Here is a 13,626-nt window from a genome sequence, read left to right on the forward strand (position 1 = left end):
CCGCCTTTTCAATTCTTCACAATTGGAAAGTTCTGAAGCGTCAGCGCAGTCCATGTGTCCGCACGTCTTTACGGAGTAGGGATCTTAGCGCGATTTCAATCTTGCTTAATTCTGTTTTCAGGCGTTTTGGGCTGCGTAATTAGGAATCGTCTGATTTATTCCCCACTTCGCTGCTCCTATTATCGAGGCCGCGTTGCTGCACTCTCATTGGCTGGTCGATGGACGACCGAGCCACTGGCTGCTGACGGCGGCGACAGTCCACTTTCCACGGAGCGTGATTGCATGGGTAGCCGATTGCGGTTTTCCTTTCGTACCGTCACCGTTTCCGGCGACGGTCTGCCGGAACTGTTGGGACAGCCACTGCTGCTGTTCTCCAAACTGTTTGGCACCGAGGGTATCAATTCCCTGTTCGAATACGAACTGGAACTGAAGACACCCGACGATCGCAACGTGCTATACGGGCCGGCGGGTGACTTCGATATGGAGGCCATGCAAGGCAAGGAGTTGACCGTCAGCATCGAGCTGGACGGCTCCGGCACCGATCTGGATGGCGGCTTCGGCAGCGGCAAGAGAGAGATTACCGGCCTCGTCACGGACGTACGCGGCCCCTACTACGAACACGAACGCATCCTGTACCGCCTGACCCTGCGCCCGTGGCTGTGGCTGGCCACGCTCACCAGCACCATCCGGCCTTATCAGAACATGACTGTGCTGGAAATCGTAGAGGCGGTGCTCAGCAAATACACTTTCCCGGTCGAGCGCCGCCTGCTGGATAGCCAGTATCCCAAGCGCCGATTTCAGATGCAGGCCGGCGAAACGGACTACCAGTTCGTGCGCCGCCTGCTCGCGGAATGGGGCGTGAATTTCCACTGGGAGCATTCGGATGGCCACCACCGCATGGTGCTGACCGATGGCAATGGCGCTTTCCGGAATATCCCCAGCCCTGCCTACCATGCCATCAGCTGGTATCCGTCCTCGGACCGGGTGGATGAGGAACACTTTCATGAATTCGAGGTGCGCGACCGGCTCGTCTCAGGGGCTTGGGCGCAAGGCGATTACGACCACAACCAACCGCGCGCCAACCTCAATGTCTGCGCCACCGACCCGCGCGACACCAGCCACGCAACCTATGAGCTGTATCACTGGCCGGGCGATTACGCCGAACCCAAGAGCGGCAACGACGCCCGCAAGGAAGGCGACATGCTGGCGCGCATCAACATGGAACGCCTGCGGCAGCACGGCGTACGGGCGCGCGGCAAGGGCAATGTGCGCGCGATGGCGCCGGGACACACCTTCACCCTCAAGCGATTCCTGCGCACCAAGGCAAACTGCGAGTACCTGATTTTTGCCACGCACCTGCTGATCGAGGACGTGGGCGAGTTCGCTGGCAGCGGCCAGTCCTGGCGCTGCGAGGTCGAATTCGAGGCGCAGCCCACTAGCGAAATCTTCCGGCCTGAGCGGGTCGAAAAGCCTTACATCGGCGGTCATCACAAAGCCAGGGTCGTCGGTCCAGCCAATCAGGAAATCTGGTGTGATGACCTGGGAAGGGTGCGCTGTCAATTTGTCTGGGACCGCTATGGCACCTACGACGAGAATAGCTCCTGCTGGATTCGCGTCACCGGCTTTTCCTCCGGCGACCGCTTCGGCAACACGCACCTGCCTCGCATCGGCCAGGAAGTCATTGTCATCTACGAGGGTGGCGACCCGGACCGGCCCCTCATCTTGGGACCGGTCAACAACCGGCTGAACCTGCCGCCGTGGGATCTGCCGAGCCAGCATGCCTTGTCCGGCTACCAGAGCAAGGAACTGTTCGGCGAGGGGCGCAACCACACGCTTTACGACGATACCCAAGGCCAGCAGCAGGTGCAGGTCGCTTCGGACCACCAGAACAGCCTGCTGGCGCTGGGCCACAACGTCCGCGTCAACGACTGGGAGGGGCGCAAGGACAAGCGCGGCGAAGGCTTTGAGCTTCGAACCGATGCGCATGGAGCACTGCGCGCCGCACTCGGCATGCTTATCACCACCTTCTCGCGCCGGAACGCCGAAGGCAACATGCTGAATGTCAGCGACGTCATTCAGCTGATGCAACAGGCCCTGGATATCGCCAGCACCATGGGCGACAAGGCGACCGAGGCGCAGGCGCAAGATGGCGAACAGCCCGACATTGCAAAATTGCTGGAGAGGCAGCTTGAACAAATCAAGGGCGGTGGCGAGCTGAAGGAGTTCACGGCGCCGCACCTGGTATCAGCCAGCCCCGCCGGCATTGTTGCCACCGCAGCGGGTTCCACGCACATCGCCAGTGGCACGCATACCGCGTTGACTACCGGGGAGCACCTGTCCGTGACCACGGGCGGGGGCTTTTTTGCCAGCATTCGCAAGGCACTGCGCCTGTTCGTATATGAAGCCGGCATGAAGCTGGTTGCCAACATGGGCGACATCGACCTGCAAGCCCTGAAGAACAATATCAATCTGCTGGCAAGACTCCAGATCAACGCAACCGCAGAGAAGATTACCTTCAAGGCAAAGGAAGTGCTGCTGGATGGCGGCGGCAGCTACATCAAGCTGACCGAAGGCGGCATTGAGAACGGCACCAATGGCGGGTGGATCGTGCACGCGGCCAGCAAGAACCTGACCGGCCCCAGCAGTCTTCCGGTGGAACCAAAGGCCAGACAAGTTTGCCTGGAATGCCTGCTCAAGGCGGCCGCACGCAATGCCGCCGTGGTTCCTCGATAAATAACCAGGAACAGCAGTTCGATGACAGAAGAAGAAAGCGCAGTTCATATCTACGTGCTGGCCGATGGCGCCGTGCACCCGACTCGCATTGGTGCATTGCTGCGCGAATCGGGCGCCGACTTTCGAAATGTGTATGCCGGCCTGCCCGAAGCCGATGCTGGCGACGCCTGCCTGTTCCTGGCGCGGGTGGACGATCCCAAAGCGCCCTGGCTAGCGCAATTCGACGCGATGGATTTGCGGGCGCCATGCATCACGCTCATCTGGAGCCGGGTGGACATTGACCGCCTCGCCCGTCATTTGCATCAGTTTCTCGTTGCGGACATTGGCGAAGGCATGACCGCCCTGATTCGCTACTACGACCCGCGCAACCTGCTGGTGACGATGGAAGTCTGGGGCGACGACATCGTGGAACGGATCATGCGACCCATTCAGCAATGGAAACACCGTGGCTACAGCGACGAATGGCAGTGCATTGATGGGCCGATGGAGGGTGAGAGCACGCAGGACACGCCGCCTTCCATCCAGCTCAGCCAGGAGCAACTGGACCGACTGACCGAACACTGCGAGCCGGATCAGTTGCTTGCGGCGCTTGTGGAGGGCGGCGTGGTTGATGGGGCAGGTCCTTATCTCACGCGCTTCATGGATTTTCTGCCCCGTTACCAGCGTGCCGCCGAGTGGGGGCTGACAGAGCCAGCGGATCGAATGTACTTCTGCGAACTTTCATACCGATACGGCCCTGACTTCGATGCCCACGATGACATACGACGTGCATTGGAAGAGCGTGGCAGTTCTGGGCAAACCATGATCGCGTGCGCGGATGGGGTGCATCCATCCGTCTGGGAGCAGTTGGCGAAAAATGCAAACAGGGAGGTCAACGCATGAAATCCTTGTTCGTATCGGCCTTGATGGCGGTGTGCCTTGCATGCGTGTCAGGATGCGAGCCTCGTGCGATTCAGACAGGCGATGATCCGGACGAAATGCTACCGGGTGGCGTCAGTGGATTGAACTACACGCCTTATTGCATAGCTACCTTTGACATAACCGGAGACAACGGTTTGGCAGGTGGTGGTCCAAATATCTCACCGGCCACTCCGGGCGACATGCCATCGGGTGGGGGCGCAACAATGTGCTGTATCTCGTTCCCGGCGAAATGGCGGCCGGGGCTGAATGCTAGCGTCCGTTGGATCGCCAACAAGAAGCTCGACGGCCACGCGTGGGGTTCTTGATACAAGGCAGATGCTGAGATTGCAGAGTATGGCCCAAGATCAGGTGACATGTTTGTCATTTTTCTACCCGGCGACCGGATCAAGGTAATGGTGCAAGACGGCAACGCGAATGGCCACAACAGCCTTGCAGTTCGTCCAGCTGATGATGATCCCTACGTTGCTGTTGGAAAGGTGGATGACGAAGCGAATCACGAGGAAGAGGAAGGACACCTCAGAAATTTCGGTAGCATAATTAAAGCGGACCCATCAATTGGAGATTTAAAACAATGAGCATATTGCGATGGCCTGAAATCGCTAGCGAGTGCTCGTTTCGGGGAAAATATGATCGCCCTGCGCGGGATTGGTTGAATGCATCCGTCTGGGAGCAATTGGAAGAAGATGCGGAACGGGAGATCAGCACATGAAATCCCTGTTGGTGTGGGCCTTGATGGTATGCCTCGCGATTCTGCCAGGCTGCAATGAAAACTCTGTCGTTGGAACTCACCCAAACGACGATCTTGACGCCATGATGTCAGGCGATGTTGAGGGCCTGAACTACACCCCTTATTACGTTCACACCTTCAATATAGTGGGGCACGACAACGGCATCGGAGGCGGCGGGCCAAACATTGTTCCAGTAAGACCCGACTATATACCGACAGAGAGCGGTGGCGCCTGCTGTGGCACGTTTCCGGTCCACTGGCGCCCGGGGTTAAAGGTCACGGTGCGTTGGATCGCCAACAAGAAACTTGATGGGCACGCATGGGGTTCCTGGTACAAGGCTGAGGCGGAAATTCCAGAATATGGCACCACCACTTATGGCATGTGGGTTATTTTCCTGCCAGGAGATCGCGTCAAAGTCATGGTTATGGACGGGAATGCAAACGGCCACAACAGGGTAAAGGCTCGTCCTGCTGACGACGATCCTTACGTGGCAGTCGGGCAGGTGGACGACGAAGCGAATCGTAAGGAAGAGGCAGCACGCTTAGTGCGATTCGGTGAGGTAATTAAGGCGGACCCATCAATCGGAGAGTTGAAGTAATGAACGTATTGCGTTGGCCGGAGAAAGTGCCCGAGGGCGGCCTGCTTTCAAAAGGCAAGGAGGCTTACGATCTGGGCAAGGGGAAAGTCCGCGATTCCGGTGCGGGATGCGAACAGACGCTGCACATAAGCCTGTTCTTCGATGGTACCAACAACAACGACGACGAGGACAATCAAGCATTTCGGGATTCCAAGTGGGGCGCCCACACGAACGTAGCGCGCCTGTCCAGAGCGGCGCGCCATGAGCCGGAAAATGGTATCTATCGCTATTACATCACGGGTGTCGGAACCATCTTCACGAAGATCGGGGAAATGGAGTATTCCTCTTCCGGAAAGGGATTTGCCGTAGGCTACGGACGCCGTTGCGTATGGGGCTACACCCGCATCTTGAATGCCGTTTATAAGGCTATTGCGGGCGGCGAGGAAAATCGCTTGATTCCCGATGAGGAAGCAAAGGCCCTTTGCCTGGCTGCGGCTGACAGCTACCGCGCATTCTCTAGCGTCTTCGACGTGAAGCACAGGAAACTGGCCGGCATGCAACGGGATCGCAAGCGGGACAGCCAGCGCAACTGGGTGGTCAAGCAGGTATGGATTAACGTCTTCGGCTTTTCGCGCGGGGCTGCCGGTGCCCGCTCATTCATCGGCAAGCTGACCCGCGACTGGGCGCCGGGCGGCAAGATCGCGGGTGAGATTCCCTACAAGGTGAACTTCATGGGGCTGTTCGATACCGTGGCTTCGGTGGGGCTGCCCGACTCGGTGAAGGCCTCCCTCGATATCAGCGTGTTTGACGGCCATTTCGCCTGGTCGAATGACGGGTTGATGAACATCCCTGAGGACGTGCAGCGCTGCGCGCATTTCTTCTCCATCCATGAGCAGCGCATGAGTTTCCCACTGGACACCATCCGTAAGGGCAGTGTTTATCCGGGTGGTCCGGGCAAGCGCTTGGAGGTTGCCTTTCCTGGGGTTCACTCGGATGTCGGGGGCGGCTACCCGCCCAATGATCAGGGCAAGGCACGGGAAGGGGATGCGAGCAAGCTTAGCCAGATTCCGCTGCACCAGATGTATATCGAAGCGTTGCGGGCCGGGGTGCCCTTGCAACTAGAGGAGGAGATCGTTTACCTACAGGGTAAGCAGCATGACTTTGTGTTGGGAAAAACCTTGATCGATGCCTTCAACCGTTGGCTAGACAGGACCGTCGAAATTTCGCGCGTGGAAGATGCCTTGCGATTCGGCATGCGCCAGAGCCTTGCGTGGCGCACCCTGCGTGCCCGATGGAACAAGGGCGACTATGTGACCAACCAGCCGTTCTTCCTGGCAGCGCATGAGGACGGCATGACGCCGCATCAGTTGGAGCAGCAGGTTGACAAGGCCATGAAAACCGATACCGAGGCGATCAAGATTCGCAAGCGCATCGATGAGTTGGCCGCTGCCCGCACGACGCTTGGATTGGCCGGGATCGCGCAGGAAGGATACATCAGCGCAGACCAGATGAAGGAGGGCGAGAAGCTGGACAAGCAGGCAAGGCAGGCCTGGGATGCGCTCCAGCGGCGTCGAGAGCAGAAGTACCAGGAAGTTGCACGAGCGAAGGATAAGACCCGGCCCGGAGAGGGGGCCGCTGAGACGGTGACCAACGACCAGCACGATCTCCGCGAAGCTGCCGAGGAATTCCGGCTGCTGCTGGGCTATCTCCATCCCGAGCAGCGGGCAAGCCTCGGCGTGGAGCTATCGCCCATGACGCCGCGACCGCCAGCGGTGGGCGCTCACATGCTTTGCCCGTTACGCGTTCCGCTGGCGGCATATACCAACCCTACCGGTCAATACCTCTGCGTGCCGCGCGAGAGCAACCCCGACAGCAAGCGCGTGCTATTGATCCCCAAGGACTTCTACGTCCAGACCGCGGTATTTTCAAAATTCGACGCGGAGAAATTCGATGTCCTGGTGCTGCCAGCCAGAGACATGCTCGATCAATTGCGCGCCTGGACGGCGCCAGCGGTGGTCGATCAATTCGCCCGCCAGGAGCGGGCAGCCATTGCCCTGTTCGACAACTATGTCCACGACAGCCGGGCCTGGTTCCGCGTGCCCGACTTCCATGAATATGCGCCCGGTGGTTATGGATGGGCGCGCGTGTTCTTCATCGGCCATGACAACTGCGTGCGGCATCTGGGATTTGGCACGGATGCGCTGGTCAAGAGTGTCAATACGGGTCCAAAGCCTACGCCTGCGGAAATGGCGATGCATGATTAACAATACAGCGATTGGCTAAGTTGATCATGACATCGGTAACGGCACATGTTGGAGACTGATCCCACCCCTCGCAAAGCCCCATCCTGGTTGCCGAAACAGGGCGGCCAAGCGGGCGGCAAGTCATCACCGAGCCCCAGGCCGAAGCCGAAGGCAAAGCGGAAATTCGCCCAGGACATCGATGCAGCTATCCAGGGCAAGGATGCGGAACCGGTCACGGTCGCCCCCTACGATGAAGCGGCGCTTGCGAAGCGACTTAAGGCCATTCAGGCCGCTCCCAATCCGCTCCATGAGGCAGCTCGACCACTACTGCGGGCGATGTGTGACCTGAAGCCGAAGATGAAGCTTCAGCGCAGGCAGGTGGAGCAGTTGCGCGCCTTGCTGGAGCGCGAAGTTCACGCATTCAAGACGCTTTGCCATCAGGCGAACATCGAGGCCGACCATATCACCATTGCAAGCTACACGCTTTGTTCGGCACTGGACGAGGCGGCACAGCATTCGAAATGGGGCGGCGGAAAAGACGGCACCGGCGTCTGGGCACAGATGGCGTTATCCAGCCAGTTCCACGGAGACCGCGAAGGCGGCATCAAGGTCTACCAACTGCTGGCCCGCGCCATTGAGGTCCCGCACGGCAAATACGACCTGATCGAGTTGTTTTATCTCGTCATGAGCCTTGGGTTCATGGGCCGCTATCGGGTGGAAGCCGGAGGAGACCGGCAGCATGAGCATATCCGGCAGAAGCTCTACGAACTATTGAAGTCACAACGTCCGCCGGTGCGGGATGCACTATCCGGCGATCTGGAGGTCTCCAAAGAACGGAACTTCCGGCCGCTGCGGGGTATTCCAGTATGGATGGCAGTCACCGCATACGCGCTTGCAGCGCTTGTTGCCTTTGGATATTTCAAATATCAACTATCGACCCGCGCGCACGAAGTCGCGCGGGAGATCGAGGCGATTGGGGACGCCGCGGCGTCAGCGCTGCCTCGGGCGCTACCCCCACCAGATGTCAAGGTTGGCGGCAATGAATCGGGAGATGGCAGTCGCAAACAGTGATTGCCCGCGAACACGTTGGGGAGGCGGCCCCGCTTGAGCCGACATCACTGGGCCCGCGGCGGGCGCGAATTTGCCGGAACTCAATAAATTGTCATTTTTGGCAACTTGCAGCATTTGGGTGATTCCCGCCGTAAGCAATATGGCTTAAAGTGCCGGGGCCTTTATCGGCACTTCCGAGCTACCCACCAAGAACAACATCATGAAAGCATCTCTCTCGCTCGCTTCCTGCGCCATCGCGGCGGCACTGCTGGCCGGCTGTTCCGGCGGCATGCCCACCAATCTCGATGGCGTGATGAGCGCCGGCACTTCCCTGGCCAAGGCTGCCACGCTGTCCGACGCCGACGTCAAGAGCCTGTCCGACCAGGCCTGCGCTGAATCGGACAAGACCAACAAGATCGCCGCTGCCAACACCACCTACAACAAGCGCCTGGTCAAGATCATGAGCGGGCTGAAGAACAGCGATGTGCCCAACGTCAACGCCAAGGTCTACATGACCAAGGACGTCAACGCCTGGGCCATGGCCAACGGCTGCGTGCGCGTCTACAGCGGCCTGATGGACATGATGACCGACGATGAAGTGCGCGGCGTGCTGGGCCATGAGCTGGGCCACGTGGCGCTGGGCCACACCAAGAAGGCCATGCAAGTCGCGTACACCGCAACGGCCGCACGCGGCGCGGCGGCAGCTGCCGGCAATGGCGCAGTGGCGGCGCTGTCGCAGTCGCAACTGGGCGAACTGGGCGAGAAGCTGATCAACGCGCAGTTCTCGCAGTCGCAGGAAAGCGCGGCGGATGACTATTCCTTCGACCTGCTGACCAAGAACAAGGCCAACACGCGTGGCCTGGTGACGGCGTTCCAGAAACTGGCCAAGCTGGACGGCGGCAAGTCCAGCATGTTCTCGTCGCACCCGGGCTCGGAAGACCGCGCCAAGCATATCGAGCAGCGCATCAGCAAGGCTTCGTAAGCGGCCTGCGCAAGCAAAAAACCGCCCGCACCGGTCATGCCGGTGCGGGCGGTTTTGCTTGGTTGGCGCTGCGCCGGGGGTCAGCGGTAGACGATCACCGGGATGTCGGTATGCGTCAGCACCTTCTGCGTCTCGCTGCCCAGCAGCAGGCCGGACAACCCGCGCCGGCCGTGCGACGCCATGAAGATCACGTCGCAGCCATGGCGCTCGGCCGCGTCGATGATGCCCAGGTAGGGCACCGCAAAGGTCGACATATCGGCGTCGAAGGTCACGCCCGCCGCCGTGGCCAGGTTCTCGACCTCTTTCAGATACAGTTTGGCCTGGTTCTCGATGCGGTCCTTGAAGGCCTGCGGGGCTTCGACCACGATTTCGCTGAACGGCGTGTAGGGGTACTCCTCCAGGCAGACATAGGCCGTGATGCGCGCGCCGATGGCCTTGGCGAGCTCCAGCCCGCCGTTGATGGCTTTCTTGGAGAGTTCCGAGCCGTCGGTGGGTAGCAGGATATGTTGGAACATGCGGGGCTCCTTTTCTGACTAGGGGATCGGGGCAGGGCAGCCAGCTGGCATCGGCGGATGCCGGGGCGCCGGGACGCGCCTGTCACGAATCCATTGTAGTCAGTGTGCCGAGAAGGGCATTGCGCGGAATCAATTGCAATGAAAGCGTCTCTGCATACCGGCAGGGGCCCCATGCTTCAGTCCGCCAGGACCTCGGCAACCGGCATGGCCGCGGCCCGTTCGGCCCGGCGCCAGTAGGACGGGTTGCCGTAGGTGTTCTTCAGGTGATCGATAAACAGCCGCACCCGCAGCGGCAGGTGCTTGCGCTGCGGAAACACCGCATGGATGCCGATCGGCGGCGCCTGGAACTCATCCAGCACCGTCACCAGCCGCCCGCTGGCGATCTCGCTGCCGACCTCCCACCAGGAGCGCCACGCCAGCCCGTTGCCTTGCAGGCACCACTCATGCAGCACCGCGCCGTCGCTGCATTCCATGGTGCCGCCGACCTTGACCGTGACCGCGCGGCCTTCCTCCTGGAACACCCAGCCACGCTGCACATTGGCGCTGGCGCCAAAGGCAAGGCAGTTGTGGCGTTGCAGGTCTTCCGGCGCCATAGGGCGCCCGGCGCGCGCCAGGTACTCGGGCGAGGCCACCACCACGCGGCGTGTTTCCGCCAGCCGGATCGATACCAGGCTGGAGTCGGGCAGGTCGCCCAGGCGGATGGCGCAGTCGAAGCCTTCATTGACCAGGTCGACCACGCGGTCAGACAGGTCCAGCGTGATCGAAACGTCCGGGTGCGACTCAATAAACAGCGGCACCAGCGGCGCCACGTGCTTGCGGCCATAGCCCGCCGGCGCGGTCACGCGCAGGTGCCCGCTGGCCTTGACCCCGCCGGCAGAGACACTGGCCTCGGCGTTGTGCAGGTCGTTCAGGATGCGCTGGCAGTCTTCCAGGAAGGCAGAGCCTTCAAAGGTCAGGCTGATCTTGCGCGTGGTCCGTACCAGCAGCTTGACGCCCAGGCGCTCCTCCAGCGCGTCGATGCGCCGCCCGATGATGGCCGGCGCCACGCCTTCAGCCGCCGCCGCTGCGGAAAGGCTGCCGCGCGACGCGACGGATACAAAGGTCTCCAGTTGTTTGAAATGGTCCACAAATGTTTGCCTGATGTGCCTGCGGTGTGCCGGCACGGTCACGCAATCGGTGGCGTTGCGTCCATATGGCCGGCAGTGAGGAGGATTTGGTGCGGAGTTTTGTTTTAGTCAGCCAAGATTAGTTGCCTAAAAGTAAAAGATCAAGTGACCCGCGACCACTTTGCCGCACTGCAGCGTCTCCCTACAATTCGATGCATTCAATGGTGTACAGAGCCACGCAGCTGTGGTCTGCTCGTCCATCCACCCAGTCGCCCGTACCGTTGCAGGTTGCCCAGGCCCTCATGAACAAGATCCGCGCAGTCGTCTTCGATGCCTATGGCACGCTGTTCGACGTGTATTCCGTCACCGCGCGCGCGGAACAACTGTTCCCGGGCCGCGGCGAGGCGCTGGCGCTGCTGTGGCGGGACCGGCAGATCGACTACACGCGCATCCGCACCATGGCCGCGCCCGATGGCTCGCGCTACAAGCCGTTCTGGGCGATCACCGTGGACGCGCTGCGCTACGCCGCCGAGCGCCTGAACCTGACACTGGACGAAGCCGCCGAAGCGCAGCTGCTCAAGGAATACGCGTGTTTGTCCGCGTTCCCGGAGAACCTGGGAGCGCTCAAGCGCCTGCGCCGCGCCGGGCTGCCGCTGGGCATCCTGTCCAACGGCAATGCCGAGATGCTGGACATCTCGGTCAAGAGCTCCGGCATGCATGGCCTGTTCGACCACGTGCTGTCGGTGGACGCCGTGCGCCAGTACAAGACCGCGCCGGCCGCCTACGCGCTGGGGCCGCAAGCCTTCAGCCTGCCCGCGGAAGAGATGCTCTTTGTCTCGTCCAACGGCTGGGACGCCTGCGGCGCCACGTGGTTCGGCTACACCACATTCTGGATCAACCGTGCCGGCCATCCGGCGGAGCGGCTCGACGTAGCCCCCTCCGGCACCGGGCACGACATGAACGACCTGCTTGAATTCGTCCGCGCCCGTGGCGTGGCGGTGTAGCAGGGTCCCTTCAACCAAGCCTTACCGCTATCGATCACAGGAGAAGACTGATGGCTATCACGCTGCCCGCGGGCATGAAGATTACCGGCGAGATCCTGCCGGCCTACGAAGATATCCTCACGCCGGAAGCCCTGGCCCTGGTAGACAAGCTGCACCGCGCCTTTGAACCGCGCCGTCAGGAACTGCTGGCCGCGCGCGTGGAACGCGCCAAGCGCCTGGACGCCGGTGAGATCCCCGATTTCCTGCCGGAAACCAAGAGCATCCGCGAAGGCGACTGGAAAGTTGCCCCGATCCCCCAGGCCCTGGAATGCCGCCGCGTGGAAATCACCGGCCCGGTCGAGGCCAAGATGGTCATCAACGCCTTCAACTCGGGCGCTGACAGCTACATGACCGACTTCGAGGATTCCAACACCCCCAACTGGCACAACCAGCTGCAGGGCCAGGTCAACCTGAAGGCCGCCGTGCGCCGCACGCTGACCCTGGAATCCAAGGGCAAGCAATACAAGCTGAACGACAAGATCGCCACCCTGCAAGTGCGTCCGCGCGGCTGGCACCTGGATGAAAAGCACGTCACCATCGACGGCAAGCGCATCTCGGGCGGCATCTTCGACTTCGCGCTGTTCCTGTTCCACAACGCCCGCGAGCAGATCGCCCGCGGCGCCGGCCCGTTCTTCTACCTGCCCAAGATGGAAAGCCATCTGGAAGCGCGCCTGTGGAACGACATCTTCGTGATGGCGCAGAACGAAATCGGCCTGCCGCAAGGCACCATCAAGGCCACCGTGCTGATCGAAACGATCCTGGCGGCGTTCGAGATGGACGAAATCCTGTATGAACTGCGCGAGCACAGCGCTGGCCTGAACGCCGGCCGCTGGGACTACATCTTCTCGTGCATCAAGAAGTTCAAGAACGACAAGGATTTCTGCCTGGCCGACCGCGCCAAGGTCACCATGACCGCGCCGTTCATGCGTGCCTACGCGCTGCTGCTGCTCAAGACCTGCCACCACCGCGGCGCGCCCGCCATGGGCGGCATGAGCGCGCTGATCCCGATCAAGAACGATCCGGAGAAGAACGCCATCGCCATGGAAGGCATCATCAGCGACAAGCGCCGCGACGCCACCGACGGCTACGACGGCGGCTGGGTGGCCCACCCGGGCCTGGTCGAGCCGGCCATGAAGGAGTTCGTGGCAGTGCTGGGCGACAAGCCGAACCAGTTCGGCAAGCAACGCCCCGACGTGCAAGTGAAGGGCGCCGACCTGCTCGACTTCAAGCCGGAAACGCCGATCACCGAGCATGGCCTGCGCATGAACATCAACGTCGGCATTCACTACCTGGGCGCCTGGCTGGACGGTAACGGCTGCGTGCCGATCCACAACCTGATGGAAGATGCTGCTACCGCCGAGATCTCGCGCTCGCAGGTATGGCAGTGGATCCGCTCGCCGAAGGGCAAGCTGGAAGACGGCACCAAGGTGACGGCCGAGCTGGTGCGCAAGCTGATTCCGGAAGAGCTGGCCAAGGTGAAGGAACTGGTGGGTGGCGATACCAAGACGTATGACCGGGCTGCTGAGATTTTTGAGCAGATGGCTACGTCGGAGGATTTTGCTGAGTTCCTGACGCTGCCGCTGTATGAGGAAGTTTGAGCGGGTAGGGTGCTTGTAGGATGAAAAACCGCAGCTTTGGCTGCGGTTTTTTCTTTTGGTGCGCCCGGCAGGGCGCACCTACTTGGGGGTGGAAGTCCCCTACACACCCGGCAAGGGGAAGTGTTAGCCA

General features: G+C 60.9%; 12 protein-coding genes. 10 read left to right on the forward strand and 2 right to left on the reverse strand.

What is annotated here, in order from left to right:
* Nucleotides 1-282: 282 nt before the first annotated feature.
* The 8 genes from AC3WVS_RS19655 (at nt 283) to loiP (ending at nt 9,234) form a co-directional block, all read left to right on the forward strand.
* The gene (locus AC3WVS_RS19655) at nt 283-2,733 is read left to right on the forward strand and encodes a type VI secretion system Vgr family protein (RefSeq protein ID WP_492319981.1); all 2,451 of its coding nucleotides are present in this window, start codon (nt 283-285) and stop codon (nt 2,731-2,733) included.
* 21 nt (nt 2,734-2,754) lie between these two features.
* Complete coding sequence (locus tag AC3WVS_RS19660) at nt 2,755-3,615, forward strand: DUF4123 domain-containing protein (protein ID WP_492319982.1); 861 nt, start codon at nt 2,755-2,757, stop codon at nt 3,613-3,615.
* Nucleotides 3,616-3,710: 95 nt separating this feature from the next.
* Nucleotides 3,711-3,959 (forward strand): DUF3304 domain-containing protein, encoded by a 249-nt coding sequence (locus AC3WVS_RS19665; RefSeq protein ID WP_492319994.1) that lies wholly within the window; start codon nt 3,711-3,713, stop codon nt 3,957-3,959.
* Between the two features lie 48 nt (nt 3,960-4,007).
* Nucleotides 4,008-4,229: a hypothetical protein gene (locus AC3WVS_RS19670; RefSeq protein ID WP_492319983.1), complete on the forward strand. Its 222-nt coding sequence runs from the start codon at nt 4,008-4,010 to the stop codon at nt 4,227-4,229.
* 130 nt (nt 4,230-4,359) lie between these two features.
* On the forward strand, nt 4,360-4,980 hold the full coding sequence (locus tag AC3WVS_RS19675; protein ID WP_492319984.1) for a DUF3304 domain-containing protein: 621 nt from the start codon (nt 4,360-4,362) through the stop codon (nt 4,978-4,980).
* Nucleotides 4,980-7,223, forward strand: a complete 2,244-nt coding sequence (locus AC3WVS_RS19680) for a T6SS phospholipase effector Tle1-like catalytic domain-containing protein (protein ID WP_492319985.1) — start codon at nt 4,980-4,982, stop codon at nt 7,221-7,223. Before AC3WVS_RS19675 ends, AC3WVS_RS19680 begins: the two co-directional genes overlap by 1 nt.
* A 45-nt stretch (nt 7,224-7,268) precedes the next feature.
* Nucleotides 7,269-8,273, forward strand: coding sequence for a type IVB secretion system protein IcmH/DotU (gene icmH / locus AC3WVS_RS19685; protein ID WP_492319986.1), 1,005 nt, complete (start codon nt 7,269-7,271; stop codon nt 8,271-8,273).
* A 199-nt stretch (nt 8,274-8,472) separates the two neighbouring features.
* Entirely contained in the window at nt 8,473-9,234 is a 762-nt protein-coding gene (gene loiP, locus AC3WVS_RS19690) for a metalloprotease LoiP (protein WP_492319987.1), read from the forward strand.
* A gap of 80 nt (nt 9,235-9,314) precedes the next feature.
* Here the strand turns inward: loiP and AC3WVS_RS19695 are convergent, their stop codons facing one another.
* Together AC3WVS_RS19695 and AC3WVS_RS19700 are read right to left on the reverse strand one after the other, a co-directional pair.
* Nucleotides 9,315-9,749, reverse strand: a complete 435-nt coding sequence (locus tag AC3WVS_RS19695; protein ID WP_010810522.1) for a universal stress protein — start codon at nt 9,747-9,749, stop codon at nt 9,315-9,317.
* A 176-nt stretch (nt 9,750-9,925) separates the two neighbouring features.
* On the reverse strand, nt 9,926-10,876 hold the full coding sequence (locus AC3WVS_RS19700; RefSeq protein WP_492319988.1) for a LysR family transcriptional regulator: 951 nt from the start codon (nt 10,874-10,876) through the stop codon (nt 9,926-9,928).
* A 281-nt stretch (nt 10,877-11,157) separates the two neighbouring features.
* On the opposite strand from AC3WVS_RS19700, the gene AC3WVS_RS19705 reads away from it, so the two are divergent.
* On the forward strand, nt 11,158-11,859 hold the full coding sequence (locus AC3WVS_RS19705; RefSeq protein WP_035821522.1) for a haloacid dehalogenase type II: 702 nt from the start codon (nt 11,158-11,160) through the stop codon (nt 11,857-11,859).
* 50 nt (nt 11,860-11,909) lie between these two features.
* A complete protein-coding gene (aceB, locus tag AC3WVS_RS19710; RefSeq protein WP_492319989.1) occupies nt 11,910-13,496 on the forward strand; it encodes a malate synthase A in 1,587 nt (528 codons plus the stop codon).
* Nucleotides 13,497-13,626: the final 130 nt, after the last annotated feature.

The organism is Cupriavidus sp. CPT47-8839-RL05A (assembly GCF_058792255.1).

Excerpts from the sequence above, each read along its gene's own strand:
- loiP (WP_492319987.1), top strand. The coding sequence starts at position 8,473 with ATGAAAGCATCTCTCTCGCTCGCTTCCTGCGCCATCGCGGCGGCACTG.
- AC3WVS_RS19705 (WP_035821522.1), top strand. The coding sequence starts at position 11,158 with ATGAACAAGATCCGCGCAGTCGTCTTCGATGCCTATGGCACGCTGTTC.
- AC3WVS_RS19675 (WP_492319984.1), top strand. The coding sequence starts at position 4,360 with ATGAAATCCCTGTTGGTGTGGGCCTTGATGGTATGCCTCGCGATTCTG.
- icmH (WP_492319986.1), top strand. The coding sequence starts at position 7,269 with ATGTTGGAGACTGATCCCACCCCTCGCAAAGCCCCATCCTGGTTGCCG.
- AC3WVS_RS19665 (WP_492319994.1), top strand. The coding sequence starts at position 3,711 with ATGCTACCGGGTGGCGTCAGTGGATTGAACTACACGCCTTATTGCATA.
- AC3WVS_RS19670 (WP_492319983.1), top strand. The coding sequence starts at position 4,008 with ATGTTTGTCATTTTTCTACCCGGCGACCGGATCAAGGTAATGGTGCAA.
- aceB (WP_492319989.1), top strand. The coding sequence starts at position 11,910 with ATGGCTATCACGCTGCCCGCGGGCATGAAGATTACCGGCGAGATCCTG.
- AC3WVS_RS19680 (WP_492319985.1), top strand. The coding sequence starts at position 4,980 with ATGAACGTATTGCGTTGGCCGGAGAAAGTGCCCGAGGGCGGCCTGCTT.
- AC3WVS_RS19660 (WP_492319982.1), top strand. The coding sequence starts at position 2,755 with ATGACAGAAGAAGAAAGCGCAGTTCATATCTACGTGCTGGCCGATGGC.
- AC3WVS_RS19655 (WP_492319981.1), top strand. The coding sequence starts at position 283 with ATGGGTAGCCGATTGCGGTTTTCCTTTCGTACCGTCACCGTTTCCGGC.
- AC3WVS_RS19695 (WP_010810522.1), bottom strand. The coding sequence starts at position 9,749 with ATGTTCCAACATATCCTGCTACCCACCGACGGCTCGGAACTCTCCAAG.